The organism is Clostridium sp. AN503 (genome assembly GCF_040719375.1).
In the GTDB taxonomy this organism is placed as follows: Bacteria; Bacillota; Clostridia; order Lachnospirales; family Lachnospiraceae; genus Brotaphodocola.
In genome coordinates, this window is the sequence record NZ_JBFDTP010000002.1 from 1,359,492 (window position 1) to 1,386,270 (window position 26,779).

At 52.3% G+C, this 26,779-nt stretch carries 22 protein-coding genes; 19 read left to right on the forward strand and 3 right to left on the reverse strand.

Annotated features, from left to right (window positions below):
- Positions 1 to 16 precede the first annotated feature (16 nt).
- Positions 17 to 2,119 (forward strand): elongation factor G, encoded by a 2,103-nt coding sequence (locus AB1I67_RS13535; RefSeq protein ID WP_367030389.1) that lies wholly within the window; start codon positions 17 to 19, stop codon positions 2,117 to 2,119.
- A 110-nt stretch (positions 2,120 to 2,229) separates the two neighbouring features.
- On the forward strand, positions 2,230 to 3,147 hold the full coding sequence (locus tag AB1I67_RS13540; RefSeq protein WP_367030390.1) for a CPBP family intramembrane glutamic endopeptidase: 918 nt from the start codon (positions 2,230 to 2,232) through the stop codon (positions 3,145 to 3,147).
- Between the two features lie 153 nt (positions 3,148 to 3,300).
- On the opposite strand, the gene AB1I67_RS13545 is transcribed toward AB1I67_RS13540, so the two are convergent.
- A complete protein-coding gene (locus tag AB1I67_RS13545) occupies positions 3,301 to 3,723 on the reverse strand; it encodes a PaaI family thioesterase (RefSeq protein ID WP_367030391.1) in 423 nt (140 codons plus the stop codon).
- Positions 3,724 to 4,074: 351 nt separating this feature from the next.
- Between AB1I67_RS13545 and AB1I67_RS13550 the strand changes: the two genes are divergently transcribed.
- From AB1I67_RS13550 to AB1I67_RS13590, 9 genes are all read left to right on the forward strand, one after another.
- Complete coding sequence (locus tag AB1I67_RS13550) at positions 4,075 to 5,259, forward strand: acyl-CoA dehydrogenase family protein (protein WP_367030392.1); 1,185 nt, start codon at positions 4,075 to 4,077, stop codon at positions 5,257 to 5,259.
- A gap of 145 nt (positions 5,260 to 5,404) precedes the next feature.
- Entirely contained in the window at positions 5,405 to 6,637 is a 1,233-nt protein-coding gene (locus AB1I67_RS13555) for a CoA transferase (RefSeq protein ID WP_367030393.1), read from the forward strand.
- A gap of 16 nt (positions 6,638 to 6,653) precedes the next feature.
- Positions 6,654 to 7,796 carry an acyl-CoA dehydrogenase family protein gene (locus AB1I67_RS13560; protein WP_367030394.1) on the forward strand — a complete coding sequence of 381 codons (1,143 nt, stop codon included), beginning with the start codon at positions 6,654 to 6,656 and terminating at the stop codon, positions 7,794 to 7,796.
- A 12-nt stretch (positions 7,797 to 7,808) separates the two neighbouring features.
- The gene (locus tag AB1I67_RS13565) at positions 7,809 to 8,597 is read left to right on the forward strand and encodes an electron transfer flavoprotein subunit beta/FixA family protein (protein ID WP_367030395.1); all 789 of its coding nucleotides are present in this window, start codon (positions 7,809 to 7,811) and stop codon (positions 8,595 to 8,597) included.
- Positions 8,598 to 8,614: 17 nt separating this feature from the next.
- Complete coding sequence (locus AB1I67_RS13570) at positions 8,615 to 9,619, forward strand: electron transfer flavoprotein subunit alpha/FixB family protein (RefSeq protein WP_367030396.1); 1,005 nt, start codon at positions 8,615 to 8,617, stop codon at positions 9,617 to 9,619.
- 4 nt (positions 9,620 to 9,623) lie between these two features.
- On the forward strand, positions 9,624 to 11,252 hold the full coding sequence (fadK, locus tag AB1I67_RS13575) for a medium-chain fatty-acid--CoA ligase (RefSeq protein WP_367030397.1): 1,629 nt from the start codon (positions 9,624 to 9,626) through the stop codon (positions 11,250 to 11,252).
- Entirely contained in the window at positions 11,252 to 11,791 is a 540-nt protein-coding gene (locus AB1I67_RS13580) for a hypothetical protein (RefSeq protein ID WP_367030398.1), read from the forward strand. Before fadK ends, AB1I67_RS13580 begins: the two co-directional genes overlap by 1 nt.
- 56 nt (positions 11,792 to 11,847) lie before the next feature.
- Positions 11,848 to 13,152, forward strand: coding sequence for a hypothetical protein (locus AB1I67_RS13585; RefSeq protein WP_367030399.1), 1,305 nt, complete (start codon positions 11,848 to 11,850; stop codon positions 13,150 to 13,152).
- 15 nt (positions 13,153 to 13,167) lie between these two features.
- Positions 13,168 to 14,391, forward strand: a complete 1,224-nt coding sequence (locus tag AB1I67_RS13590) for an OFA family MFS transporter (RefSeq protein WP_367030400.1) — start codon at positions 13,168 to 13,170, stop codon at positions 14,389 to 14,391.
- Positions 14,392 to 14,445: 54 nt separating this feature from the next.
- Here AB1I67_RS13590 and AB1I67_RS13595 read toward each other — a convergent pair whose 3' ends face one another.
- Both AB1I67_RS13595 and AB1I67_RS13600 read right to left on the reverse strand, forming a co-directional pair.
- On the reverse strand, positions 14,446 to 15,339 hold the full coding sequence (locus tag AB1I67_RS13595) for a LysR family transcriptional regulator (RefSeq protein WP_367030401.1): 894 nt from the start codon (positions 15,337 to 15,339) through the stop codon (positions 14,446 to 14,448).
- 144 nt (positions 15,340 to 15,483) lie between these two features.
- Positions 15,484 to 16,455 (reverse strand): helix-turn-helix domain-containing protein, encoded by a 972-nt coding sequence (locus AB1I67_RS13600; protein ID WP_367030402.1) that lies wholly within the window; start codon positions 16,453 to 16,455, stop codon positions 15,484 to 15,486.
- 239 nt (positions 16,456 to 16,694) lie between these two features.
- Between AB1I67_RS13600 and AB1I67_RS13605 the strand changes: the two genes are divergently transcribed.
- From AB1I67_RS13605 to leuS, 8 genes are all read left to right on the forward strand, one after another.
- A complete protein-coding gene (locus tag AB1I67_RS13605; protein ID WP_367030403.1) occupies positions 16,695 to 17,750 on the forward strand; it encodes an ABC transporter substrate-binding protein in 1,056 nt (351 codons plus the stop codon).
- Between the two features lie 65 nt (positions 17,751 to 17,815).
- Positions 17,816 to 19,333 carry a sugar ABC transporter ATP-binding protein gene (locus AB1I67_RS13610; protein WP_367030404.1) on the forward strand — a complete coding sequence of 506 codons (1,518 nt, stop codon included), beginning with the start codon at positions 17,816 to 17,818 and terminating at the stop codon, positions 19,331 to 19,333.
- Positions 19,323 to 20,279 carry an ABC transporter permease gene (locus AB1I67_RS13615; RefSeq protein WP_367030405.1) on the forward strand — a complete coding sequence of 319 codons (957 nt, stop codon included), beginning with the start codon at positions 19,323 to 19,325 and terminating at the stop codon, positions 20,277 to 20,279. The genes AB1I67_RS13610 and AB1I67_RS13615 overlap by 11 nt, the downstream gene beginning before the upstream one ends.
- Positions 20,280 to 20,290: 11 nt before the next feature.
- Positions 20,291 to 21,298, forward strand: coding sequence for an ABC transporter permease (locus tag AB1I67_RS13620; RefSeq protein WP_367030406.1), 1,008 nt, complete (start codon positions 20,291 to 20,293; stop codon positions 21,296 to 21,298).
- On the forward strand, positions 21,295 to 23,067 hold the full coding sequence (locus AB1I67_RS13625; protein ID WP_367030407.1) for a sugar-binding domain-containing protein: 1,773 nt from the start codon (positions 21,295 to 21,297) through the stop codon (positions 23,065 to 23,067). Before AB1I67_RS13620 ends, AB1I67_RS13625 begins: the two co-directional genes overlap by 4 nt.
- A 120-nt stretch (positions 23,068 to 23,187) precedes the next feature.
- Positions 23,188 to 23,751 carry an LURP-one-related family protein gene (locus tag AB1I67_RS13630; RefSeq protein WP_367030408.1) on the forward strand — a complete coding sequence of 188 codons (564 nt, stop codon included), beginning with the start codon at positions 23,188 to 23,190 and terminating at the stop codon, positions 23,749 to 23,751.
- Positions 23,752 to 23,896: 145 nt separating this feature from the next.
- Positions 23,897 to 24,082: a hypothetical protein gene (locus AB1I67_RS13635; protein ID WP_367030409.1), complete on the forward strand. Its 186-nt coding sequence runs from the start codon at positions 23,897 to 23,899 to the stop codon at positions 24,080 to 24,082.
- Positions 24,083 to 24,292: 210 nt separating this feature from the next.
- Positions 24,293 to 26,704 (forward strand): leucine--tRNA ligase, encoded by a 2,412-nt coding sequence (gene leuS / locus AB1I67_RS13640; protein WP_367030410.1) that lies wholly within the window; start codon positions 24,293 to 24,295, stop codon positions 26,702 to 26,704.
- The last annotated feature ends 75 nt before the right edge of the window (positions 26,705 to 26,779 follow it).

A 26,779-nucleotide genomic window follows, 5' to 3' on the forward strand; every position in this document is an offset into this window, starting at 1 on the left:
CACAGGAGGGAATTTTATGAACGTTTATGGAACAAACAAGATCCGTAACGTCGTGTTGCTCGGTCATGGCGGGGCGGGTAAGACGACGGTTGCAGAGGCGCTGGCACTGGTAACCGGAGTCACCAAACGTATGGGCAAGGTCACGGATGGCAATACCATCAGCGATTTTGACAAAGAAGAGATCAAACGTCAGTTTTCCATCTCCACCTCTCTGATTCCGTTAGAGTACGAGGGCGATGACGGTATGATGAAGATTAACATCCTGGATACGCCGGGATATTTCGATTTTGTCGGTGAAGTGGAGGAGGCGGTCAGCGTGGCCGATGCCGCTATCATCGTTGTGAACTGTAAGGCAGGCATTGAGGTAGGCACAGAGAAGGCATGGGAGATGTGCGATAAGCTGAAACTGCCCCGTATCATTTTTGTCACCAATATGGATGACGACCATGCAAGCTACAGGGAGCTGGTGCTGAAGCTGGAGAGAAGATTCGGAAGAAGCGTAGCGCCGTTCCAGCTGCCGATCCGTGAGAATGAAAAGTTTGTCGGGTACGTAAACGTGGTCAAGATGGCCGGCAGACGTTTCACCAATCTGAGTGATTACGAAGAATGTGAGATTCCCGAGTACTCCATGAAGAACTTAGGCATTGCAAGAGACGCGCTGTTAGAGGCGGTGGCTGAGACCAGCGAGGAGTATATGGAGCGCTATTTCTCAGGGGAGGAGTTTACCCAGGAGGAGATCCAGGGCGCGCTTCGGGAACATGTGATAGATGGATCGATCGTCCCGGTGCTGATGGGTTCCGGTATCAACTGCCAGGGCTTCAAGACCCTGTTACAGGTGATCGACCGTTATCTGCCCACCCCGGATAAGTTTGAGTGTATCGGTGTGGACGTATCTACAGGCGAGCGTTTTACCGCCAGGTACAACGACGAGGTGTCCTTATCCGCCAGAGTGTTTAAGACCATTGTGGACCCGTTTATCGGCAAATACTCCATGATGAAGATCTGTACCGGTATCTTAAAGCCGGACAGCACGATCTACAATGTCAACAAGGATGCTGAGGAGAAGGTCGGCAAGGTTTACTTACTCCGCGGCAAGGATGTGATCGAGGTTCCGGAGCTGAGAGCCGGGGATATCGGCGCTGTGGCAAAGCTTAACGTGACCCAGACCGGCGATACCATTGCGCTCAGAAGCGCACCGATCGTTTACCACAAGCCGGAGATCTCCACGCCTTATACCTATATGAGATATAAGACCGTGACCAAGGGAGACGAGGATAAGGTGTCCACCGCGCTTGCGAAGCTGACCGAGGAAGATTTGACCTTAAAGCCGGTCAACGACAAAGAGAACCGTCAGCTTCTTCTGTACGGCATCGGCGACCAGCAGCTTGAGGTTGTGGTCAGCAAGCTTCTGAACCGTTACAAAGTAGAGGTAGAACTGAGCAAGCCGAAGTTTGCATTCCGTGAGACCATCCGCAAGAAAGTGGAGGTTCAGGGTAAGTACAAGAAGCAGTCCGGCGGACACGGGCAGTACGGGGATGTCAAGATGTCCTTTGAGCCGTCCGGCGATCTGGAGAAACCGTACATATTTGAGGAGCGCGTATTCGGCGGGGCAGTTCCGAGAAACTACTTCCCGGCGGTTGAGAAGGGCGTGCAGGAGAGCTGCGTGAAGGGTCCGCTTGCGGCATATCCGGTGGTAGGCGTGAAGGCAACCCTGCTGGATGGTTCCTATCATCCGGTGGATTCCTCTGAGATGGCGTTTAAGACAGCTTCCATGATGGCGTTTAAGAAAGGCTTTATGGATGCCAATCCTGTGCTCTTAGAGCCGATCGCATCCCTGAAGGTGACAGTTCCGGATAAGTTCACCGGTGATATTATGGGCGATTTGAACCGCAGGCGCGGCCGCGTGCTGGGAATGAATTCCAACCATAACGGCAAGCAGGTGATCGAGGCGGATATCCCCATGTCCGAGCTGTACGGATACAATACAGATCTGCGTTCCATGACCGGCGGCATCGGTACGTATGAGTACGAGTTTGCACGTTATGAGCAGGCTCCTGGCGATATCGTGAAGAAGGAAGTGGAAGCGAGAGCGTCCAAGGTAGACAAATTAGATGTTTAATGATATGATGAATTAAGGTTTTACAGTGAGAGAAGCAGGTGTATGCCTGCTTCTTTTTCTAAAGATACGGCAGAAAACGATACAGGATGCAGACATGATTGAGGAGAACGATGAGCGAGAGAAAATATTTTTCCAGGATAGGCTGGGTTTATGCGGTTTATATTCTTGTGACGATTGGGGCGCAATTAGGGATCGGCGCGCTGATAGCACGGTTTCAGGATATCCTTCCTATGTGGATCTATGATGGGAACATGCTGCTTTTATTGTCCCAGGCGGTCATGTACGTCATAGCATTTCCGGTATTTGCGCTGATGATGAGGCGGATCCCGCCATGCCGGATGACCGAGCCGAAGACCATAGAATTTAAGCGGTTCCTGGTCCTTCTGGTTGTCTGTTTCGGTGCTGTCTATATTGGCAATATGGTAGGCACAGGCCTTATGAAGATTGTGGAGATCCTGACGGGGACGAAGAATATCAATCCGGTGGACGACCTCCTGGGCGAGATGAACCTGGCTGCGGTGGGGCTGACTACTGTCATCATTGCACCGGTCATGGAGGAACTGATGTTTCGGAAGTATCTGGTGGACAGGCTGGTCCCCTATGGACAGAAGACCGCCGTGGTCATGTCCGGGCTGGCGTTTGCCCTGTTCCATGGAAACTTTTACCATTTTTTCTACGCAGCGGTCCTGGGTATGATATTTGCGTACATATACAGCAGTACCGGGAAGCTCCGGTATACCATTATCCTGCACATGATCATCAACTTTGTGGGCGGGGTCCTGGTCCTGCTCCTGTCGCGGGGGATCGACAGAGGGATCTCTGCGGCATATACCTTATCGACATTTCTGGGGATCTTCTGCCTGGTGAGTATCATCGCGGCAGTGGTGCTCACCTGTGTTTATTTTAGGCGCCTTTCCTGGTTTAAAGGCTGGGAGGAGACGGAGCGAGGCGTGGTGCTCACAGTCCTTAGCGCGCCGGGGATGTGGGCGTTCATGGCAGCAGGGATATTATTGTTTCTGCTGGGATAACAGGAATCGTCTGCGCTGGTGCTGGTGTTTTAGCTTGAAACAGGGCGCCTGATCCTAAGACGGTAATGAGAGCCGGATTTACAAAAAATATTGGGATAATTCGGCTGTGCATTTTGTAGAAAAGGATATGTAAAAGATTATTTATGGGGAGCCTTACAGCTCCCCGGTCAAAAACATCGTAAAGTTGGCAGTCGCCACAAGCTTTCCATCCTCGTTAGTAATATTCACCTGGTTCACCACGGTCCGCCTTCCTTTGTGGATCGCATTGGCCTCAATATAGATGGTCCCCTCGGAAATCCCCCGCAAAAACTGGATACTGCTGCACTGGGTCACATTGGCAACCCCGTAGGCGTAGGCCGCCATTCCTGCCGCCGTATCACACAGGGCGAAGATCGCGCCTCCGTGCAGATTGCCATAGAGATTTAAAACGCCCTTTGGGATCGTGAATGCAAGCCGGGAATGTCCCGGCGAGATCTCCAGGATCTGTGTTGTCTCAAGTCCGTCCAGGGACTGGACGTGGCGGCGGATGCCTTCCATAATCGATTCATTGATGTTGCTGTTATTGATATTGTCCAAGGTTTTTGTCTCCTTTTTGTCAAAATTATATCATGAATAATCCCGATAAATACAATATCCTGCAAATCCTGCATATTCTACCGAAATATAGTAAAGTCAAAGCATAGCTGCAAAACCCCTGAATTTTAGGCAATATTACGGGATCGCGAATGGAATATCTGTACTATATTACCATAAACGAGCGCATCTTACAATGGATGAGGCCAATTATAGAAAGAACCTATCAATCATGCACAAAACTCATGTGAGCGCCGATTGGATATTTCCGGCGTGGTCATTTATAATAAAACCATCGAGATTGTAAAAAAAATAACAAGAATACAATCCATAAGAAAGAAGGAGGTTCACCAGATGAGCAAATTATCAAAAGAACAGTTCCAGGCATATTTAAAGCAGATCAGGGAGCTGGCAGAAGGGCCGCTTGAGGAGATCCAGAAGGAAGTGGAAGTGACCAACAAATTCCCGCAGGAGTTCTACGACCTGGCGATTCAGAATGATCTATACCGCTGCGCGCTGCCGGAGCAGTACGGCGGTTACGGATTGTCCGAACTTGAGATCTTACAGGTACAGGAGGAGTTCTCCAGAGGACCGGGCGGCATGAGAATGCACCTGCACTACGCAATGGATCTAAACTGGAGAATCCTGGATGACTACGGCAATGAAGAATTGAAGAAAGAGTACATGCCGAAATTCCAGGATAAGAGCGTATTCACCTGCTTCGCCCTGACTGAGGCGACCGGCGGTACCGGCGCAGACTTACACTGCATGGCTCTGCGCGATGGCGACGACTATGTGTTAAACGGTGAGAAGACCCTGATCTCCCACACCGACTGCTGCGAATTTGCATATGTGATCGCAGTGACCAACCCGGATTCCGATAAGGCCGACCGCCTGTCCGCATTCTTCGTACCGATGGATGCACCGGGATTTGAAGTGATCAACATGCCGCACATGATGGGCTGCCGCGGCGCAGGACATGGCGACTTAAAATTCACCAACTGCCGCATTAACAAGAAATACCTGCTGGGACAGGAAGGCCAGGGCCTTGAGATCGCGCTGCATTCCTTATCCGTATCCCGCGCACACATTGCAGCCAGCAACTTGGGGATGGCTCAGAGAATGCTTGAGATGTCCTTAAAATACGCAGCAGACCGCGTGACCTTCGGAAAACCGATCATCACCCGTCAGGCCATCAAGATGAAACTGGCCAATATGCAGATGAATATCCACGGGCTGCGCTGCATGGTATATGACTTTGCCAAAGACTACGAGGTAGATCCGGAGGGCAAGTACATAGAGGAGAAGGCTGCTATGTGCAAGCTGTTCAGTATTGACACCGTGCGCCTTGTCAGTGACGAGATGCTGGAGATCTTCGGCGGAGTAGGTTACTTTGAGGATAACCCATACGGACCGGTAGAGCGCATGTACCGTGACTGCCGCGCAATGTGGCTGGAGGAAGGCGCGCCGACCGTCCAGAGGATCACCATTGCAAGAAACGCGGTGAAATTTGGCGGACAGGTAGAGTACGAGGTATAAGACCAGCCGGCATCCCCCACCCGGTTAAGACAGGCCGCCAGGTTCGATGGGACCTGGCGGCCTGATTCCGGTATCAGAGGCAGCTTCTGCGAAAAGCGCAGTTCCATGTGAGAAATAAAGTGAACGTAATTGATTGGAGGAACATATGAAACCATTGCAGGGAGTCCGCGTGGTGGACTTGACAACCTATCTGGCAGCCCCGACCACAGCCCGCGTGCTGGCCGAGTGGGGCGCCGACTGCATCAAGATTGAATCCGACAAGGGAGACCCGGCGAGGACCCAGGGAGCGGTGTTCAACATGCCCTATGAGGATGATGAGAACCTGGCCTTCGACGTGGCAAACATGAACAAGAAGTTCATCACCCTGAACTTAAAAACGGAAAAAGGAAAAGAGATCGCCTATAAAATGTTAGCTGAGGCGGACGTATTTGTAACCAATACAAGGACCAAATCCTTAGTGAAGCTGGGGCTGGATTACGATACCTTAAAGGAGAAGTTTCCGAAGCTGGTCTTTGCCCAGGTGCTGGGCTACGGGGAGTTCGGGCCGGAGAAGGATACCGCCGGTTTTGACGTGACCTGCTACATGGCAAGGGGCGGCGTGTTCGGCACCACCGTGAACCGGGGCGACGCGCCCATGATCCCCACCAACGGCTTCGGCGATTTCCAGGTTTCCTTAAGCCTGGCCTCCGGCATCTGTGCGGCGCTGTACGCCAGGGAAAAGACAGGGGTGGGCGACAAGATCACCGTTTCCCTGCACCACGCGGCGGTATATGCCTTAAGCACCGGCGTCATTTCCGCCCAGTACGGGAACCAGTACCCCAAGAGCAGGAAGGAGGTCCCCAACCCGTTCAACAATGTGTTCCGCACAAAGGACGGCAAGTGGGTGGTCATCTGCTGCCCGGAATACGACCGGGATTATGAGAAGATCATGACCCTGATCGGAAGGGGGGATCTGGTGGGCAACCCGCGCTACATCCACTGCGCTGAGGTCAACAATAACGGCCTGAACCATGAAGTGACCGATATCCTGGATGAGGCGATCGGAACCTTCACCAGGGACGAACTGCTAAAGCTGTTTAAAGAAAACGACCTGGCCTGTGAGGCGGCCTATGAGCCTGTGGATATGTACACGGATGAACAGGTCTGGGCCAACCATATCATTGCAAAGATCCCGTATCCGTCGGGCGAGCGCTTCATGCCCACCAATCCGGTGAACTTTAAGTCTCTGGGAGTTCCGGAGTACCATATCGGCGGTTCCCAGGGAACCCATACCGTGGAGATCATGGAGCATTTGGGCTACAGTGAGGCGGAGATCGCGGACGCGCTTGCAAGCGGGGCGGCGACCGGGGAAACGAAGCTTAGGAAACTAGAAAAATAAGGGAAGGTGAATCAGAATGGCATTATTATATACCGAGGAACAAAAAGAACTGCTTGCCCTGGTACGTGAGATGGCGGAGAACGAGATCAAGCCTTTTGTCCAGGAAGCGGATGAAAAAGGCGAGTGCCCGCGGGAACTGTTCGACTGGGGCTTTAAGATGGGGCTGCATATGCTGGAGATCCCGGAGCAGTACGGCGGAACGGGCTTAAGCTATGAGACCACGGCCATGATCTTTGAGGAGCTGGCAAAGGTAGATGCGGGATATGCGATCACCTTTGTGACCACCTTCGTTGCCCTGCGGAACGTGATCCTGGCGGGGACGCCGGAGCAGGCGCAGTATTTTGCCGACGTGGTGAAAAAGGGAAGCTTCGCAGGCTTTGCGCTGACAGAGCCGAATGCCGGTTCCGACCCGGCCGGTATCCGCGGAACCGCGGTTTTGGACGGCGACGAGTATGTGCTCAACGCGACCAAGACCTTTATCACCAACGGCGAGCTGGCGGATATCTATGTGGGATTTTTCAAGACCACCCCGGAGGCAGGCCACAGAGGGATCTCCGCATTTATCATTGACCGGAACACGCCGGGCGTATCCGTGGGAGCCCATGAAAACAAGATGGGCCTGCGCCTGTCCAACACCACGGACCTGATCTTTGAAAATGTCCGCGTGCCGAAGGACCGGATGCTGGGACCGGAAGGCTCAGGCTTTAAGCTGGCACTCAACGCCCTCAACTTATCCCGGGCGTTTGTGGCAACCCTGGCGGTGGGCATCATGCAGAGAGCGCTGGACGAATCTGTGAAGTATGCGAAGGAGAGAAAGCAGTTCAACACCCCGATCATCAAATTCCAGATGGTGCAGGCGATGTTAGCGGATATGGCGATCAAGGTGGAGGCTTCCCGCTGCCTGGTGAACAACACCATGAAGCTGATGGATGCCGGGAGCCTGGTACAGAAGGAAGGCTCCATCACCAAGACCTTCGTCACAGACTGCGCCCAGGAAGTAACCTCCAACGCCGTACAGGTTTTCGGCGGATATGGCTACAGCAAGGAATATCCGGTGGAGAAGCTGATGCGGGATGTAAAAGTGTTCCAGATCTTCGAGGGCACCAACCAGATCCAGCGCATGACCATTGCCAATGTGCTGGATAAGGAATATAAGTAAGGAGGAGAAACCATGAAGATAGTTGTATGTGTAAAACAGGTTCCGGATACCACTGAGATCAAGATCGATCCGGTGAAAAATACCCTGATCCGTACCGGAGTCCCCAGCATCTTAAATCCCTTTGACCGGAATGCAGTGGAGACGGCCCTTCAGTTAAAAGACAATTACGGCGGGACTGTGACTGTGATCTCCATGGGGCCGCCCCAGGCGAAAGCGGTGTTAAGAGAAGCTCTTGCCATGGGCGCGGACGACGCGTACCTGATCACGGACCGGGCGTTCGGCGGCTCTGATACCTACGCCACCAGCTATATCTTGTCCAGCGCGATCCGCCACTTGGGCGGCTTTGATGTGGTGCTGGGCGGCAAGCAGGCCATTGACGGGGATACGGGACAGACGGCTCCCAGTATCGCAGAGCATCTGGGACTGACCCGTTTAACCTATATCCTGGATATGGAAGTAAAAGGAGACAGCGTGATCGCAAGGCGGCAGGTGGAGGAAGGCGTCGAGGTCATCGAGGCAAAGATGCCGGTGCTGTGCACGGCCACCAAGGAGAGCAACAAGCCGCGCTACGCGACCATCCGCGGAAAACTGGATTCCCTGAAAGCGGAGATCAAGGAACTGACCCTTGCAGACATGGCAGATATCATCGATACCACCAAGATCGGATTAAAAGGCTCCCCCACCAAGGTGAAGGCAACCTTTACGCCGCAGCGCACCGCAAACGGAGTGAACATTGAGGGCGATGCAAAGACGATGGCGGTGACGCTTCTTGATAAGCTGACCGAATCGAAAATCCTGTAGGAAAGGGGTAGAAGGACATGAGCTTTGAACAGTATAAAGACGTATGGGTATTTGTCGAGTGCTTCGGCGGCGTGCCGAAAAGTGTGGGCCTGGAGCTTTTGGGACAGGGACGCAGGCTGGCGGACGGCTTGAAGCAGAAGCTCTGCGGCGTAGTCATCGGCAAGGATGTGGACGCGGCGGTAGCGGCGGCGCAGGAGGCCGGCGCAGATAAGATCTATGTGGTGCAGGGGGAGGAATATGAGCATTATTCCGCGGACGGATACGGCCATGTATTCCTGGAGCTGTGCAAAAAATACAACCCCAACACGATCCTGGTAGGCGCCACCGTAAACGGACGCGATTTGGGCTCCAAGATCGCGGTGAGCCTTAGGACCGGCCTGACTGCCGACTGTACGGCCTTAAGCGTGGATGAGGAGACTGGCAACGTGGTCTGGGAGCGTCCTGCTTTCGGCGGCAATCTTTACGCCCAGATCCTGTGTGGGGAGACCCGCCCGCAGATGGGCACGGTGCGGCCCGGCGCATTTAAGAAACCGGCTCCCAATCCGGAGAACCGGTCGGAGATCATCCGTGAGGACATCCATACCGACAACATCCGCACCCAGGTGATCGAGTTCATCAAGGCCTGTGAGGACGGCGGTATCCCGCTTGCAGATGCGGACGTGGTGGTTTCCGGCGGGCGCGGCATGAAGAATGCAGAGAATTTTACCATCCTGCAGCAGCTTGCCGATCTGCTTGGCGGTACTGTGGGCTGTTCCAGAGCGGCTGTGGATTCCGGCTGGATGCCGCAGACGAAGCAGGTCGGGCAGACCGGCTCCACCGTATCCCCGAAGCTCTACATCGCCTGCGGGATCTCCGGGGCTGTGCAGCACGTGGCGGGCATGAGCGAGTCCGGAACTATTGTGGCGATCAACAAGGATGCGTCCGCGCCGATCTTTGAGGTGGCAGACTATTGTCTGGTGGGCGATCTGTTTGAGGTGGTGCCTGCACTGATCAAGGAACTGGAAGCCCGCAGACAGGCGTAAGCATATGGACGGTATTAAAGTCAACGAGAGGCTGAAAGAGCAGTACATAGAAAAAGGCTATTGGACCCATGAGACGCTGTTAGACCGGTTTTACCGGACCGTGGAGCGCTTCGGGGACCGGGAATATGTGGTGGACGACCGTGGGAACCGTTATACATACCGGCAGATGGACGAGGCATCATCCGTCCTGGCGTCATACTTAAAAGAGGCGGGAGTGAAGCCGCATGATGTGGTTTCCTTCCAGATCCCCGTCTGGAGCGAGTTTGTGCTGATCGCTGTGGCCTGCATGAAGGCCGGGGCGGTGATGCACCCCATCGGGCTCAGCCACGAGGAGGCGGACCTGGTCTACGGGATGAATAAGACAGGCTCAAAGCTGTATTTCGGCGTCACCTTTTTTAAGAACAAGGATTATGAAACAAGGATCCTCTCTGTGAAAGACCAGATCCCGACCCTGGAACAGGTGGTCCTCCTGGACGGCACAAGACCGGCAAAAAGCGGCTGCATTACCCTGGCTCAGATCATGGAGACCAGGAAGCCGCTGCCCAGGGAACAGTCCGGCGGCATGGACGGGTTTGATGTGGCGCTGGTGCTCTGCACCTCAGGGACGACCGGAGGCAATAAGGGCGTGATGCTGACCCACAACAACATTATCTTCAGCGAGGATATGTTCAACCGGGAGCTGGGGCTTGACGAGAATGACATCATGTTCATGCCGGCGCCCCTCCACCATGCCACCGGCTTCCATCATGGGGTCATTGCCCCGATGCTTATGGGAGCGAAGCTGGTGCTGGAGGAGAAGTTCACCTGCCAGGGAGCCATCGATCTGATGAACCGGGAGAGATGCACCTATTCCATGGGGGCAACGCCGTTTATCTATGATATCCTGCGCCATATGGAAGAGCAGGGAGGCAGCCTGCCGCACTTAAAGTTCTACCTGTGCGGCGGCGCTCCGGTCCCGGGTTATATGGTGAGAAAGGCGGACGCCTACGGAATCCGCCTCTGCGAGGTCTATGGCTCCACGGAAAGCGTCCCCCACGTTTTTGTGAGGCCGGATGAGGCCCTTGATTTAGACGGGCGGACCTCCGGCAGGGCCATGACCGGCGTGGAGGTCCGGGTGGTGGACGAAAGCGGCCAGGATGTGCCGCCCGGAGTGACGGGCGAGGAGATTTCCCGCGGGCCGAATGTGTTTGTGGGATATTTAAAGGATCAGGAGGCCACGGACCGGGCGCTTACGGACGACGGCTGGTTCTACAGCGGCGATCTGTGCGTCAGCGACGGGAAGGGCAACATCCATATCGTCGGACGGAAAAAGGATATGATCGTCCGCGGCGGTGAGAACTTGAATTCCAACGAGATCGACAACGACATCGAAGGCTGTCCCGGCGTGCGGGATCATGCGATCGTAGGGATGCCCGACGAGCGGATGGGAGAGCGCATCTGCGCTTTCGTGGTGACAGAGCCGGGGGTTACGGTGACATTGGAGGATATGACCCGGTATATGATCGAAAAGCATGTGCAGAAACGCTACTGGCCGGAGCGGGTGGAGATGACGGACAAGATCCCCCGGACCGCCAGCGGCAAGGTGAAAAAATATCTGCTTTTAGAAGAATTAAAGCGCAGGGGGTGTGAGTGATGGCAGTGCAGGAATATGGGCCGCGGCGAAGCCGCGCCACCAGAAAGCCGTCCATCCAGTGCCCGGACGTGGTGTTTTACCGGTGTGACCGCTGCGGGATGATCCATGAGCGGATCGGGCGAGCAGAGACAAAGCCGGAGATCCGCTGCTGCGGACAGGTTATGGAGGAGCTTAAACCAGTTCCGGTTTCCGGGGCGGGAGAGGGGATTTCCATCACCTACCAGATCGTGGGAGGCTACAACGACAATGCCGTGCGGGTCTCCTGGAAACTGGATGCCCCGTATGAGCTGGAATGGCTGTATTTAAAAACTTACACCGGCGGATACATGAAGTACTTAATCCCGGGGAAGCGCCCGCCCATGGTATTTGCCCTGGCGGATGAGGACGCGTTTGCCTACTGCGACGAAAGCCCCTGCCTGGAGTGTGTATTCTGGTGTAAACGAGGGTTTGTGATTTACGGTTATGTGAAAGAAAAAGGATTGATCGAGGTCCCGATTGACAAGGCGAATGCCTACTGGCAGTCCGGCGCGAAAAAATAAGAGTGTTATTTTTTACATCGATATGTTAAAAAAATAACAGAATTAGGAGGCTTTATATGAGTAATGGGGAAAATGCCAAGACGATTGGCGCAGGGAAAATTGACTGGAGAACGGTGATCATATTCGTGTCGATCGCGTTCAGCTCCCAGTGCGGAGGAGGGTTCGCGGCAGGCTCCACGCCCTGGTCCTACTTTTTTGCCAACACGGGCTTTTACGGGATGCTGCCGGAGGTGACGCAGCCGTATTTCTGTCTGTTCATGCCCTTTGTGGTGGCGGCGATCAACTGTTTTATGATCTACTTCTTTATGAAATTCGCTATGGATTTCAGGACCTTCGACTACGGCAATTTCCTGGCGAAATACGGAGAGCGTTTCCTGGGCGGGAAGCTGGCGAAGCCCATGCAGATCGTGTATGAGTTCAACTTCAACTGGCTGCTGATCGTGTGCATGGCGTTGGCATACTCCTCCTCCGGCTCCGCACTGGCAGAGCTGACCGGGATGCCGTACCTTTTAACCACCTTTATCGTTGGGATCATCATGTTCGTTCTGTGTATGAAGGGCAGCGACATGGTGCGGAAAAATGCAGTGTTCATGAGCGCGGTTATCTTTGTGGCGCTGATCGTTGTAAACGTGCCGAACCTGTTTTACAATATCGCAAGCGGGCATCTGACCACGGAGATGGCAGTGATGTCTGATAAGATGAATGCCGGGATCGCGGCGGGAGCGGGCAGCTTCATTAAGTACCTTCTGATCGCATTTGCCTGGGCCTACATCTTCTCAGGACAGAACCTGGGCGGCTTCGGCGCTTACGTGAACCACGCGCAGCTTTTTACCAACAAGCGCACCCTGCGCTGGGCCGTTGTTTTATCCGTTGTCTTAAACTGGGCCTTTTTGCAGATGACCGTCGTGAACCTGGCTGCAAACTATTCTGAGGTATATGCAGGCTGGGAGGCAGGCAAGGCGGTGTACACGATCCTGGTGGTGCAAAACGGCGTGGGAAGCGGCGTGATAAAAGGTATCATGCTGACCCTGATCACCGTAGCCATCTTCTTTGCTACGATCTCCACGGCCATCAACTATGCCCAGGGCTTTAACGACCGTGTGCTGAACTGGTATCAGAAGAAAATAAACGAGGCTCCGGAGGTTTCCGCCCAGAAGAGAAACAAGCGCGGCGCGGTCCTGACCCTGGTCTATATCTGCCTGACCTGGGGCGTTTCCCAGGCGGGGCTGACTGCTCTGGTATCCAAGGGACTGACCCTGGTATCCTTTATCAACCTGTTTACGCTGATCATGCCGACGATCGTCAATGTGGTGATCGGATGGCCGGATGCGGATTACTCCAGGCTGAAAAAGCTGAAATAGCGTGAGAGGGGCTTTATGAAGATCAAGGGAAATCGTATTGCCGTATTTATTGCAGGTTATGCCTGCGTGCTGGTCATTGCCATCACCAACGTGTGGAGCGTGTTTGTGAATCCGCTGGTGGAGGCCAATGGCTGGCAGAAAGCGGATGTGCTCAATGCATATGCCTATTACTCTGTGGTGATGGCGGTATTTGGCGTGGTGGCCGCCCGCCTGATCCGCAGGTTCCCCACCAGGGTGGTGCTGTATGCCGGGTCCTTTATGATGGCGGCAGGCATCTTCGGCATCGGCCTGGTGCGCAGCATCCCGGGGCTTTATCTGACCTTCAGCGTGCTGATGGCGGTCGGCGGGGGATGCACTTATAATTTATCAATCACCAACACCTTAAAATGGTTCCCGGACAGAAAGGGGCTGGCCTCCGGGCTTTTGCTCAGTGGGGCGTCCTTAGGCGGCATGATCTTTGCGCCGGTGATGAACAGCCTGTTTGTGCGGTTTGGCGTCCATCAGGCGTGTATGATCATGGGAACACTCTTTGCGGTCCTTTTAGGGCTTACGGTGTGGATGGCCCAGGTGGCGCCGGAGGATTACTGTCCGGAGGGCTGGAACCCGGCTATGGCGCAGACGGCGGCAGCAGGACCGGGACGGGATTACGTCTGGACGGAAATGGTGCGGACGCCGCAGTTTTACCTGATCTTTTTCATGTTTATCTGCGCCAATACGGGCAGTGCGATGATGATCAGCTCCGCGTCGGTGATCGGACAGTCCTATGCGGGCCTAAGCGCCGCCCTTGCTGCAACGGCGGTGGGTTTCATGTCCTGTTGTAATTTCGTGGGAAGGATGTTCTTTGGATGGCTGTCGGACCGGATCGGCAGGTACCGTGCGCTGATGATCTCGATCTCCATCTGTACCTGTGTGATGTTTGTGCTGTTTTTAACCGGCCAGCCGGCGGTATTTATCGGCGGCATGTGCCTGACGGGGATGTGCGGCGGTTCGATCCTGGCGCTGCTCCCGTCCATCTGCTCGGATGCGTTCGGCGTGAAACACTCCACGATGAATTACAGTATTTTGTTCCTGGGATTTGCGGGCAGTTCCTTTTTGGCTCCGCGGATTGCGGCGAAGTTCGCGGGAGGATACCAGATGGCGTTTCTGACTGCGGGCGTGCTGTGTGCGGCAGGGCTGGGGCTTTTGTTTGTGATCAGCGGAAGGCTGAAAAAGCAGTCAGCGTCTGAAGCGCTGGCATAAAATGAAAAGACTGCCGGAGAACCGGATAACAGGAAAGACCTCCCTCCCCGCAGGTTAACGGGGGATGGAGGTCTCCTTTGTTTTTACATATTCCAGGAAGCTTTCGAGGGCTTTGGTCTGGTAATTCTTTTTGCTGTACACCATATACACCAGCCGGGTGTCGGCGCGGATGTTCAGCTTTAGGTAGTCCAGGCTGTCGAACTGCCGAAGGAAGGCTGTGTTCGCTGCAATGCCCACGACCGGGTTGGTGGATACGTAGCCGCCCATGCTGATCTCATCCTCGAACTGGAAGGATGCGGTCAGACCGTGCTCCTTCAACAGGTTGGCGACGATCCCGCCGATGGGGATGGACTGGCGGTAGGTGACCAACTTCTGCTGCGCCAGCTCCGGGAAGCTGACGGCCTGTCCGCTGCGGGAGGCAAGCGGATGCTCATGGTTGATGATAGCGACCAGCTCCTGAGCCAGGATGGGGATGAACTCTAAGTCCGGCTCGCGGTCCACCTTTGAGCAGAACCCAACGTCATAGGCTCCGCTTTTGACCTGTTCAATGATCTGCAGGGTCATGGCGGTATAGATGTTGAAAGTAACCTTGGGATTGCGGGTCTGCTTGTAGCCGTTGGTGGCCTTGGGCAGGAAATCCCCGCAGAGCGTCGGGATGCATCCCACATCGATCACTCCTCCGATGGCCCCCGCCTTCTCGTGGGCCGCCTCAATCCCTTTTTCCAGCTCGCTTAAGGCGGCGCACACGTAGGTGTAGAATTCCTGACCGTGCTTGGTCAGCCGGATGTTCCGTCCCTCCTTTTGGAACAGGGCGATCCCCAGCTCCTTTTCCAGGGAGGAGATGGAGTCGCTCAGGCTGGGCTGGGTGATGTAGAGCTCTTTTGCAGCCTTGGTATAATGCTGGAGCTGCGCCAGCTTGCGGAAATAGTAAAGCTGTGACAGATTCATATAGTGCCCCCATGATTTTCCGTTGTCTCCGCCTGATCTTACGCTTAAAGATCAGGGCGGGGATGTCTGTATACTGCATGTTAAAAAAATAACATAAGGTATCTATCATTATACATGATATTGGATGAAAATTCCAGATATAAATCAATATACCAGACTCATAACAATTCCCTGTGGATAGTCTCCATATTTTTCTCCAAACAAATTGATACCCCCTATGTTATGGGCAGTTTCCTTTATCTGTATGCGGAGTGAGATATACTGCTGCTCATTGAGTTTGAGCTGCTTAAGGCCAAGCTGCTGATTCACAAGCGCACCGTCGATATAGCCGCCATGTTCCCGCACGGAAAATGTCTTTAAAATGCCGTACTGTGTCCGTCCGTTGGGCCAGCATAAAGGGGTGAGATTGCCCCTTCTTGCGCCGTAATCTCCCGGGGAGCAGTAGGTTCCTACCTCATGACCGTTGATGGAGATGGTAATATCAGAGGGCCAGTGCTCTAAATATCCCGGGGCCTCAGAGCAGATTTCCATCTGAAAGGAGATCTCGCTGGGGGACAGGAGCGGATTGCCTATGTTAGGAAAGCGGTATTCAATGTATCCGCTGTGAAACCATAGAAGCTGCGCCCTCCCACGTGCAGGGGAGTAAAAAGTACGGACATCATCGTAACCGTCAATAATACCATTTTCATCAGCCAGGCCGCAGGTGGGCTGGATATCCCACTGATAATAGTTGCCCACAGGCATATCCATAAAGATGCTGTTGCTTGCGGAATCGGCATCTGTATCGGAATTCTGAAGAAAAAAGGATTGCATCGAACAGGTGCATACCCGCATGGAGCCGTGCTTTCCCGGTTGTGTTTCGGTGATTATAAGGCCGGCTTCCTCAAGGTTTTTGATATGCAGTGCGGCGGAGGATATCGGGATATGCAGTGTGTCAGCCAGCTCCTGCACGGACATCACTGCGTTTTTTAAGAGGCCAAGGATCTGCAGGCGGGCAGGAGAAGAAATCGCCTTTCCAATCTGACAGATTCGTTCATGGTGTTCCTGGTTACTTAAGTGGAGGCTGATGTTGCGTTCTCCGATAATCCGGACCGGTTTTTTCTCTTTCTCTGACATCACAGGAGTTCCTTTCTTTTAGAAATGCTGTTAATAGTTGATGTAATTATACCCTATTATTACATAAAAATCAAAATAAAAAAAGAAAATACAGTAAAAAGATAGAAATATTTGTTTGTTATATACAAAAATAATCGTGTTAAACGGTTATATATTGAATGAATGTACAAAATATGATAATATTAATCATGTAATAAATAAGGAACGTGATGTGAATTTCACTACGAAGGAGGATTGTTATGAAAAGAAGATTGATTTGTTTAGCGATGGCATCAGCGATGGTGGTTTCTCTGACTGCATGTGGCTCAAGTGAGGCAAAACCGGCGTCAGAGACAAGTGCGGTACAGACTCAGGCGGAAGCGCAGGGCGGTACCGCTGCTGTTGAGGGAGCCAAAGACAAGGAAGGAAGCACAGCTTCGACTCAGATTTTGGAAGGAAAAACAGTTGGTTTTGCCCAAACGGACAGTATGTCGGCATGGCGGACCACGGAGACGGATTCCATAAAGGAATATGTGGAGGCGGCAGGAGGAACCTTTATTGTTAAGGATGCGGGAGGGGATATTGCAACCCAGGAGACAGATATCCGCGATCTGATAGCGGCAGGGGTTGATTATCTGGTTGTGGCGCCCCTGGAAGATAATGGACTTCAGGGAGCTCTTCAGGAAGCCATGGAAAATGAGATACCGGTAATTCTGGTGGACCGTTCCATTGCAGGGGAGCCGGGAACCCATTATACCACGGCTATTATGTCCGACTTTGTGTGGGAGGGCGAGCAATGCGCGAAGGCTCTGGAAGAAGCGCTGCCTGACGGTGGAAACGTTGTTATTATCAATGGCGGCTATGACTCCTCCACATCAACGGATCGTCAGGATGGTTTCGTCAAGAATTTGGACACATCCAAATATAAGATTGTGGCGGAGCAGGACGGCGAGTGGCTTATGGATAAAGCGCAGTCTGTTATGGAAAATATCATCCAGGCTCAGGGCGGAGAAAACATTGATGCGGTATTCGCAGTGACAGATGATATGATCCAGGGAGCAAAGACGGCGATCGAGGCTGCAGGCCTGGAACCTGGAACGGATATCCTGACGTTAGGGATCGATGGGACAAGAGCTGCATTTGAGGATGTGGAAGCCGGAAAACAGCTGGCGTCAGTAACCTGCTCTCCGTACTTTGGCCCGGTTGTGGTGAATACTCTTTCTAAGATTATTAACGGAGAAGAGGTGCCTCAGCACATAACAAACGAGGATACCCTTTATACAAAAGATAATGTTGTGGTTGAGCTTGGATTTTAAAGCTTCTATGTTTGTCCGGAACCATTCCTGCATGGCAGGGGTGGTTCCTTTTGAAAGGAGATGCTATGTCTGAATTTTTATTAGACATTCAGGGATTGGAAAAATCATTTCCGGGGGTGAAGGCATTAAAAGGGGTTAACCTGCAAATCAAAAGGGGAGAGGTACATGCCTTGATGGGAGAAAACGGTGCGGGGAAATCCACTTTGATCAAGGTACTGACCGGGATTTACCAAAAAGACGCAGGGGAAATCCGGTTTGATGGAGAGTTGATTCATGCGAGGACGCCGATCGAGGCAAATGAAAAAGGAATATCAACCATTTATCAGGAGCTGAATCTTGTGTTGTTCCAGACCGTATATGAGAACCTGTTTTTGGGCAGGGAGATCAGGAACAGGTTCGGAGGCATAGACAGAAAATCCATGATAACAGAGGCAAGGCGGATTATGAGCGAGCTTGGGATCGATGTCGATGTGACCAGACCCCTTCGCAGCTATTCGACGGCAATCCAGCAGATGGTAGCCATTGCACGCGCTGTGAGTATCCAGTCGAAGCTGGTTATCATGGATGAACCTACCTCATCCCTGGATACGAATGAGGTAAAAGTGTTGTTTGGTATCATCCGTCAGCTTAAGGAGAAAGGGATCAGCGTACTGTTTATCAGCCATAAGCTGGATGAGATTTTCGAGATATGCGAGAGGCTTACTGTATTTAAGGATGGTGCTTACGTAGGGGATTATGATGTGAGCGAGCTGGACCAGTTAAAGCTGATATCTCTGATGATTGGAAAAGATACGGTAAAACTGGAGCGTACCAGAAACGGATATGCGTTTGATAAAGCGGCGGTTATCCTGGAAGCAAAAGACATCAGACAGGGGATGCGGCTTAACGGAATCGGAATCACTATCAAAGAGGGGGAAGTGGTGGGCCTGGCGGGACTCCTTGGTTCTGGCAGAACGGAGCTTGCCCGGACGATATTTGGTGCGGAACAGCCGGATAACGGAGAGATATTCTGGTATGGTAAGCCGGCGAAGCTGAGAAGCCCTGCAGACGCGATTAAGATGGGGATGGGCTTCTGCACGGAGGACCGCAAGGTGGAAGGGATTATTCCACATCTGTCCGTAAAGGAGAACATAACGATTGCACTGCTTCCGCGTCTCAATACGTTTGGCTTTGTCAGGGCGGGGGAACAGAACAAAATCGTCGAACATTACATTAAAAGATTGAAGATCAAAACTCCGTCACCAGAACAGTCAATCTGTAATCTGAGCGGAGGAAATCAACAGAAGGTTCTGCTTGCGCGCTGGATGTGCATGAATCCGAAACTGATCATTATGGATGAGCCGACACGCGGCATTGATGTGGGCGCCAAGGTGGAGATCGAGCAGCTTATTCAGGAATTTTCAAAAACAGGTATTTCGGTGCTGATGATTTCTTCAGAGCTTGCGGAGCTGGAACGCAATTGTGACAGGATTATCGTTATGAGGGAAGGCCTGAAACGGGGAGAGCTGATTGGTGATGAAATCAGTCAGGATCAGATCATGGAGACCATTGCAGAGGGAGGAAGAGAGGTGGATGATGACTAGAAACGAGTGGTTTGAGGCAGCTAAAAAATACAGTGCAGTTTCTCTTCTGGCTTTGTTTATACTCTTAAACACCATTGTCACGCCAAATTTTTTCAGGCTTGGCAATTTAAACAATATTATTACACAGATCTGCCCGATTATTCTGTGCGGGATGGGGATGACACTGGTGATTTCTACTGGAGGAATTGATATTTCCGTGGGATCGGTCATGGCTCTTGCAGGTGTAATGACGGCTAAGCTCATGACAGGAACAGGACTTCTTGCTGCTGTGGCAATCGCCCTGTCAGTATCGGCTGCGATCGGCTGCTTAACCGGGATCATGGTTGGCAAACTGCGGCTCCAGGCAATGGTTGTGACTCTGGGGCTTATGCTGGGCTTAAGAGGCGTCGCGCAGGTGCTCTGCGGCGGGAGGGATATCTATTTTAATAAACTTGGAGTTGTGGGAAGCAGCCTTTCTTTGTGGGGAACTTACAAAATCGGCGGTGTGCTTCCGGTACAGATTATCCCGATTGTACTGTCGATCCTGTCAGTTTGGGTGTTGGCGGAAAAAACGGTGATCGGACATCAGATCCAGGCTGTAGGTGACAACATTCGTTCCAGCGCGCTTTCCGGAATCAACACGGCGGGGACGATGATGATAGTCTACGGGATCAGTGCGGGACTTGCGGCCCTTGCAGGTGTATTTCAGGCTGCGAAAGTGTCGGTTGCAGCCGGTAGCTCTCTAGGGCAGCTTGCAGAGCTGGATGCGATTGCGGCAGTGGTGATTGGCGGTACCCCCATGAGCGGAGGAAAGGCCCATGTGATTGGAACGGTAATTGGCGCTTTGATCATGCAGATGATCACGCTGACCTGTGTGATGAACAATATCCCGGACCAATACGCCCAGGTGTTTAAAGCGGTAATTATTGTGTTTGCGGTGTTTATCCAACGTGAACGTCTGAAGTAGGAGGAAGACATATGAAGACATTAAAGAAAATTTATGGGTCCTTTTATTCAAAAAGTACCATCCTCGCATTCCTGCTTCTGGTGTTTGCAGCCGGAATCCTTTTTCGGGACAAGAACTTTTTAACGATGGGAAATATGTTTAATATCCTTTTGAAAGCGTCGAAAAACGGCGGGTATCTGGCGCTTGGAATGACATTTGTGATTCTTTGCGCGGAGATAGACCTTTCTGTAGGTGCGGTTTTTGCTCTCAGCGGCGTAGTGATGGGACTTGTCGGACAGATTAACCCGTGGCTGGGAATTGCGGCGGGGCTGGCAGTGGGTGCGGTGTCCGGGATGCTTGTGGGTTTTATGGTGACGAAAATGCGGATTTCATCCTGGATCGCGTCTCTGGCTATGCTGTTTGCGCTCAGGGGGATGATCCTGATCGTGGCAAAGAAATCCGTTGCAATCACTGGAACCGTGATGACCTTTGGCAACGCGAAGATTTTAAAAGGGGTATTTCCGGGAATGAAAAGCGGGATTTCCATATTGATTCCATTGCTTTTTATCCTTACATTCCTGTGTATGTACCTGTCCAGGTATACGAAGTTCGGCATGGGCATGTACGCGGCAGGCGGAAACGGCGAGGCGGCCAGAATGATGGGGATTGACGTGGACCGGATCAAAATGAAGGCATTTTTATGCAGCGGACTGATTGCGGCCTTCTCGGGAGTGCTTCTGGCGTCCAGTTCAGGGAGCGCAACCTTAAGCGCAGGCAATACATACGAGACCTATGCGATCGCCATGTGTGCAATCGGAGGCGTCAAGCTCACTGGTGGGGAAGGAAAGTTTTCCGGAACCTTCTTTGGTATTTTGATCTATTTTATCATCAATACGATATTTACCTATCTGCCTTCGGGAATATCCGTACACTGGCAGTCTGTTATCATGGGGCTGCTTGTATTGATATCTGTTGGAGTGCAGACTGATGTGATAAAAAATATCCGTCTGAAAAAGGGCAGAAATGAGGGCGTCTTATGAGGCAGTTGTGTTCCCTGTGGGGAAAGACAGTTGAAGCGAGGAGTGTGTTGTCTGAATATCCCCGGCCCCAGCTTGTGCGGGACAGTTATTTCAGCCTGAATGGTGAATGGGAATATGCCATAAGAAAAACGGGACAGGCGGAAACCTATGACGGGACCATTCTGGTGCCGTTTTCACCAGAATCAAGACTGTCAGGAGTGGACCGGATCCTTCAGCCGGATGAATATCTGCATTACAGGAAATGCTTTATTCTTCCGGATGGATTTAAGAAAGATAAGGTTTACCTGCACTTCGGCGCAGTGGATCAGGAATGCAGAGTGTTTTTGAATGGAACGATGCTTGGGGAGCACAAGGGCGGATATCTAGCGTTTTCATTTGAAATAAGTGGTTTTCTTGCAGAGGGAGAGAACATACTGACTGTATCTGTGCGGGATTATACAGAGCATGCTCCTCACGCCCGAGGAAAACAGAGACTAAATCCAACCGGGAAATATGCCTCGCTTTTTTATACCCCCAGCAGCGGGATATGGAAGCCTGTGTGGATGGAAAGCACAGCTGCCTGCCACGTTTCAGAAATCAAATTCACACCATATTTTGATGAACAGTCAATAGGTGTCTTTGCGGATGTGTGCGGCGAGTCAGACAGTGCTCTTGTCAGGATTTCACAGAATGGGGAAGTCATTGGCTCATGGACAATAAAAACAGGTACGGAAAATAAGCTTCTTTTGGAGAAGTTCAGGCCGTGGTCACCAGAAAAACCGGATTTATATGACGTGGAAGTCAGTTATATAGAAGATAAGGTGACCTCTTATTTCGGAATGAGGAAGTTGTCGGTTTCGCAGGACCGGAAAGGAGTAATGCGTTTTTTTCTGAATAATAAGCCATTCTTCTTTAACGGTCTTCTGGATCAGGGATACTGGCCGGAAAGTCTGATGACGGCGCCGGACGACAAGGCGCTGCTTTATGATATCAGAAAACTGAAATCGCTGGGATATAATACCATAAGAAAGCATGTGAAAATCGAGACAGACCGGTTTTATTACCACTGCGACCGACTGGGGATGATGGTATGGCAGGATATGCCGAATGGGGGTGGAACGTACAATATGTTTTTTGTGACGGAGCTGCCAAATACTTTCGATTGGTTTTGCCGGAGGGTGAAGGACAACAGATACCGCCCGTTTGCCCGAACCGACGCTGCCGGCAGAAAACAGTATTATGAAGATCTGGAAGATATGGTAAAGCAGCTGTACAATCATCCTTCCATCGCTGTCTGGGTTCCCTTCAATGAAGGCTGGGGACAGTTTGATGCACGCAAGGCAACGGAAAGAATCCGCAGGCTTGACAGGACCAGGTTGGTCAATGAGGCCTGCGGCTGGTTTGATCAGGGCGGAGGGGATATGTACAGTATTCATAATTACAGAAGGATTTTAAAGGTGAAGCCTGTGAAAGACAGGGTGGTAGCGTTGACGGAGTACGGTGGATATTCCCTTCCGGTTAAGGGGCACATGGAATGCGACAGGGCGTTTGGATACCAAACGTATAAAACGGTTGAGGAGCTGACAGACAATTATAAGCGCCTTTGGGAGCAGGAGATTTTTCCCAATCTTGAACGGGGGTTGTGCAGTGCGATTTATACTCAGGTCAGTGATATTGAGGAAGAGATAAACGGCGTTATGACCTATGACAGGAGAGTGGACAAGTTAGACGGTGAGATTGTCAGGAACTTAAACGAAAAGCTGTACAGGATGTTTCGGAATATGGTTTAACCAGATGGCTTGTGCTAATTCTGCGCAGCAAGGTAAATTTCTTGATGGGACAGCGGGGAAGCGGTATAATACAGATAGTATAGTGAGACGCGCTTTTAGCGGCCAGAAGGAGGATAAAATATGGTATACACCATAACTGGTAAGATTTTGACCATGCACAGGACCATGGAGGTGACGGATGCGAATGAGGCCCTGTTCTACAAAGCCACATCCAAAGCTATAAGCATTACTGACAAATCCCGCATAGAAGATGCAGAAGGGAATCTGGTGGCAGAGTTCCACCGGAAAGTCATGAGTATTCATGCTGTCCATTATATAGAGATGGCAGACGGGACAAAGATGACAATGAAGTCCGAGCTCTTCCATCCATTTCATCAAGTGATTGATGTGGAGGAGAAGAACTGGAAGATCAAAGGCAATTTTGCCAGCCACGAATACCAGATTCTGGATGCCGACGGAGGAGTTCTGGCAGAAGTGCGCCGCCCATGGCTTTCAATCCATGATAAATGTGAGCTGAATGTGGTGGATGAGGGACAGGAGAAGGAGTTGCTTGCGCTTACGATAGTACTTGAGCATATGCTGATTGATGAGCGTGTGGCTGCGGAGAGTACGGCGGCAGCCGGGGCAGGTACGGCGGCAGGAGCAGCGGCAGCAGAAAACTCCGATGGAGGTCAGCAGGCGTAGAGAAACCACAAACTAAGCCCTGTTTGACAATAGCCAGTCAGAACTTTGCCGGAACTTAAGCTTTTAGGCTTGACACCATTTCCCAATTATGCTACATTTAGAATTAATGCAAATGCAGGGAAGGGAAAGAGTACGCGTTCGGAACATGCACAGAGAACTGCCGGCTGGTGCGAGGCAGGGATGGACGATGGCGGAACTGGTCCCGGAGCAGCCTGCCCAACGGAGACAGATGATAAGCCGGATTTTATATCTGGTGATAACCGGCGGTCTCCAAGTAAGACAGGACGGATTCCCACCGTTACAGGGGAAGGCGGGCGCTGCCGCGGTCTGAGAGGACAAAGGCTTAGGCGCTGGCTGTATGAGAGCATGCAGACTGCATGAATCAGAGTGGTACCGCGCAAGGCTGATACAATAAAAGTATACACGCCCTGCGTCTCTGGATAACAACCGGGGGCGCAGGGCTTTTTGTATGGTGATCCATAAACACCTGGCGGTTGCCCGGCAGTGCATAAGCTGTTTTACAGAATCAGGAGGAGAAATCATGGCAAGCTACAATCACAGCGCGATTGAGAAGAAATGGCGCGAAAACTGGGAGAAAGATCCCATCAATGTCAACGACGGCAAGAAGCCGAAATATTACTGTCTGGATATGTTCCCATATCCGTCCGGCAGCGGTCTGCATGTAGGCCACTGGAGAGGTTACGTGATCTCCGATGTATGGAGCCGTTACCAGATGCTGAAGGGCCATTATGTGATCCATCCCATGGGCTGGGATGCATTCGGCCTCCCAGCTGAGAACTATGCGATCAAGATGGGCGTCCACCCAGCCAAATCCACTGCGGAGAACGTAGCCAACATCAAGCGCCAGATCGGCGAGATCGCGGCCATCTACGACTGGGATATGGAAGTGAATACCACAGATCCGGATTTCTATAAGTGGACCCAGTGGATCTTTGTTAAAATGTTTAAAGAGGGCCTGGCATACGAAAAAGAATTCCCCATCAACTGGTGCCCGTCCTGTAAGACCGGCCTTGCCAACGAGGAAGTGGTGAACGGATGCTGCGAGCGCTGCGGCGCTACCGTTACCAAGAAGAACCTGCGTCAGTGGATGCTTAAGATCACCGCCTATGCGGAGCGTCTGTTAAATGACTTAGACAAGCTGGATTGGCCGGAAAAGGTGAAAAAGATGCAGACCGAGTGGATCGGCAAATCCTACGGCGCAGAGGTGGATTTCCCCGTGGAGGGCAGAGACGAGAAGATCACGGTTTATACCACCAGGCCGGATACGCTCTACGGCGCGACCTTTATGGTGCTGGCTCCGGAGCATGCCCTGGCAAAGAGCCTGGCGACCGATGAGACCAGAGAGGCTGTTGAGAAATATATCTTTGATTCTTCCATGCGTTCCAACGTGGACCGCATGCAGGATAAGGAAAAGACCGGCGTATTTACAGGCAGCTATGCCATCAATCCCTTAAATGGCGAAAAGACTCCGATCTGGCTGTCTGATTATGTGCTGGCTGATTACGGCACCGGCGCGATCATGTGCGTACCGGCTCATGATGACCGTGACTTTGAATTTGCAAAGAAGTTCAATATCCCGATCATCCAGGTCATTGCAAAGGATGGCAAAGAGATTGAAAATATGTCCGAAGCCTACACCGAGGCCAGCGGGACCATGATCAATTCCGGCGAGTGGAACGGCATGGAGTCCTCTGTGCTCAAAAAGGAAGCCCCGGCTATGATCGAGGCAAGAGGCCTGGGCAAGAAAACGGTCAACTACAAGCTGCGCGACTGGGTCTTCTCCAGACAGCGTTACTGGGGCGAGCCGATCCCGATCGTACACTGCGAAAAATGCGGCAATGTGGCGGTTCCAGAGGAGGAGCTTCCATTAAGGCTTCCGGAGGTGGAGAGCTATCAGCCCACCGGCACCGGAGAGTCACCGTTAGCGGCGATTGAGGACTGGGTCAACTGCACCTGTCCGCAGTGCGGCGGCCCGGCAAAACGCGAGACCAACACCATGCCCCAGTGGGCAGGTTCTTCCTGGTATTTCCTGCGCTATGTGGACAGCCACAACGACAAGGAACTGGTATCCCGGGAAAAGGCCGACAAATACCTTCCGGTCGATATGTATATCGGCGGCGTAGAGCATGCGGTGCTGCACCTTCTGTACTCCCGTTTCTACACCAAGTTCCTGCATGATATCGGCGTGATCGATTTTGACGAGCCGTTTAAAAAGCTGTTCAACCAGGGTATGATCACAGGAAAGAACGGAATCAAGATGAGTAAATCCAAAGGAAATGTGGTCTCTCCGGACGATCTTGTTCGGGATTACGGCTGCGATGCCTTAAGGATGTACGAACTGTTCGTAGGTCCGCCGGAGCTGGATGCGGAGTGGGATGAGCGCGGGATCGAGGGCGTATCCCGGTTCCTCGGCAGGTTCTGGAATCTGGTTCAGGACAGCAAGGACAAAGACGTGGCGGAGACCAGAGAGATGGTGCGCCTGCGCCACAAACTGGTATTCGACATTGACCAGCGGTTCAGCCAGTTCAACTTGAATACCGTGATCTCCGGATTTATGGAGTACAACAACAAGTTTATCGATCTGGCCAGGAAGACCGGCGGCATCGACAAAGAAACCTTAAAGACCTTTGTGGTCCTGCTGGCTCCGTTTGCCCCGCACATCGGCGAGGAACTGTGGCAGCAGCTTGGCGGCGAGGGCAGCGTGTTCCATGCCCAGTGGCCGGAGTGCGATAAAGAAGCCATGAAGGACGACGAGATCGAGATCGGCGTTCAGGTCAACGGCAAGGCCCGCGGCGTGGTTTCCCTTCCGGTGGATGTATCGAAGGAAGACGCGATCGCAGCAGGCAAAGCGGCTGTAGCGGACAAGATCACAGGAACCATTGTGAAGGAGATCTATGTGCCGGGCAAGATCATCAACATTGTCTGTAAATAAACTGTAAGAAAAAGGGCAGAGAGCTGTTATGGCTATCTGCCCTTGAATGTGTTATACTCCAGATTAGGGAAAAAC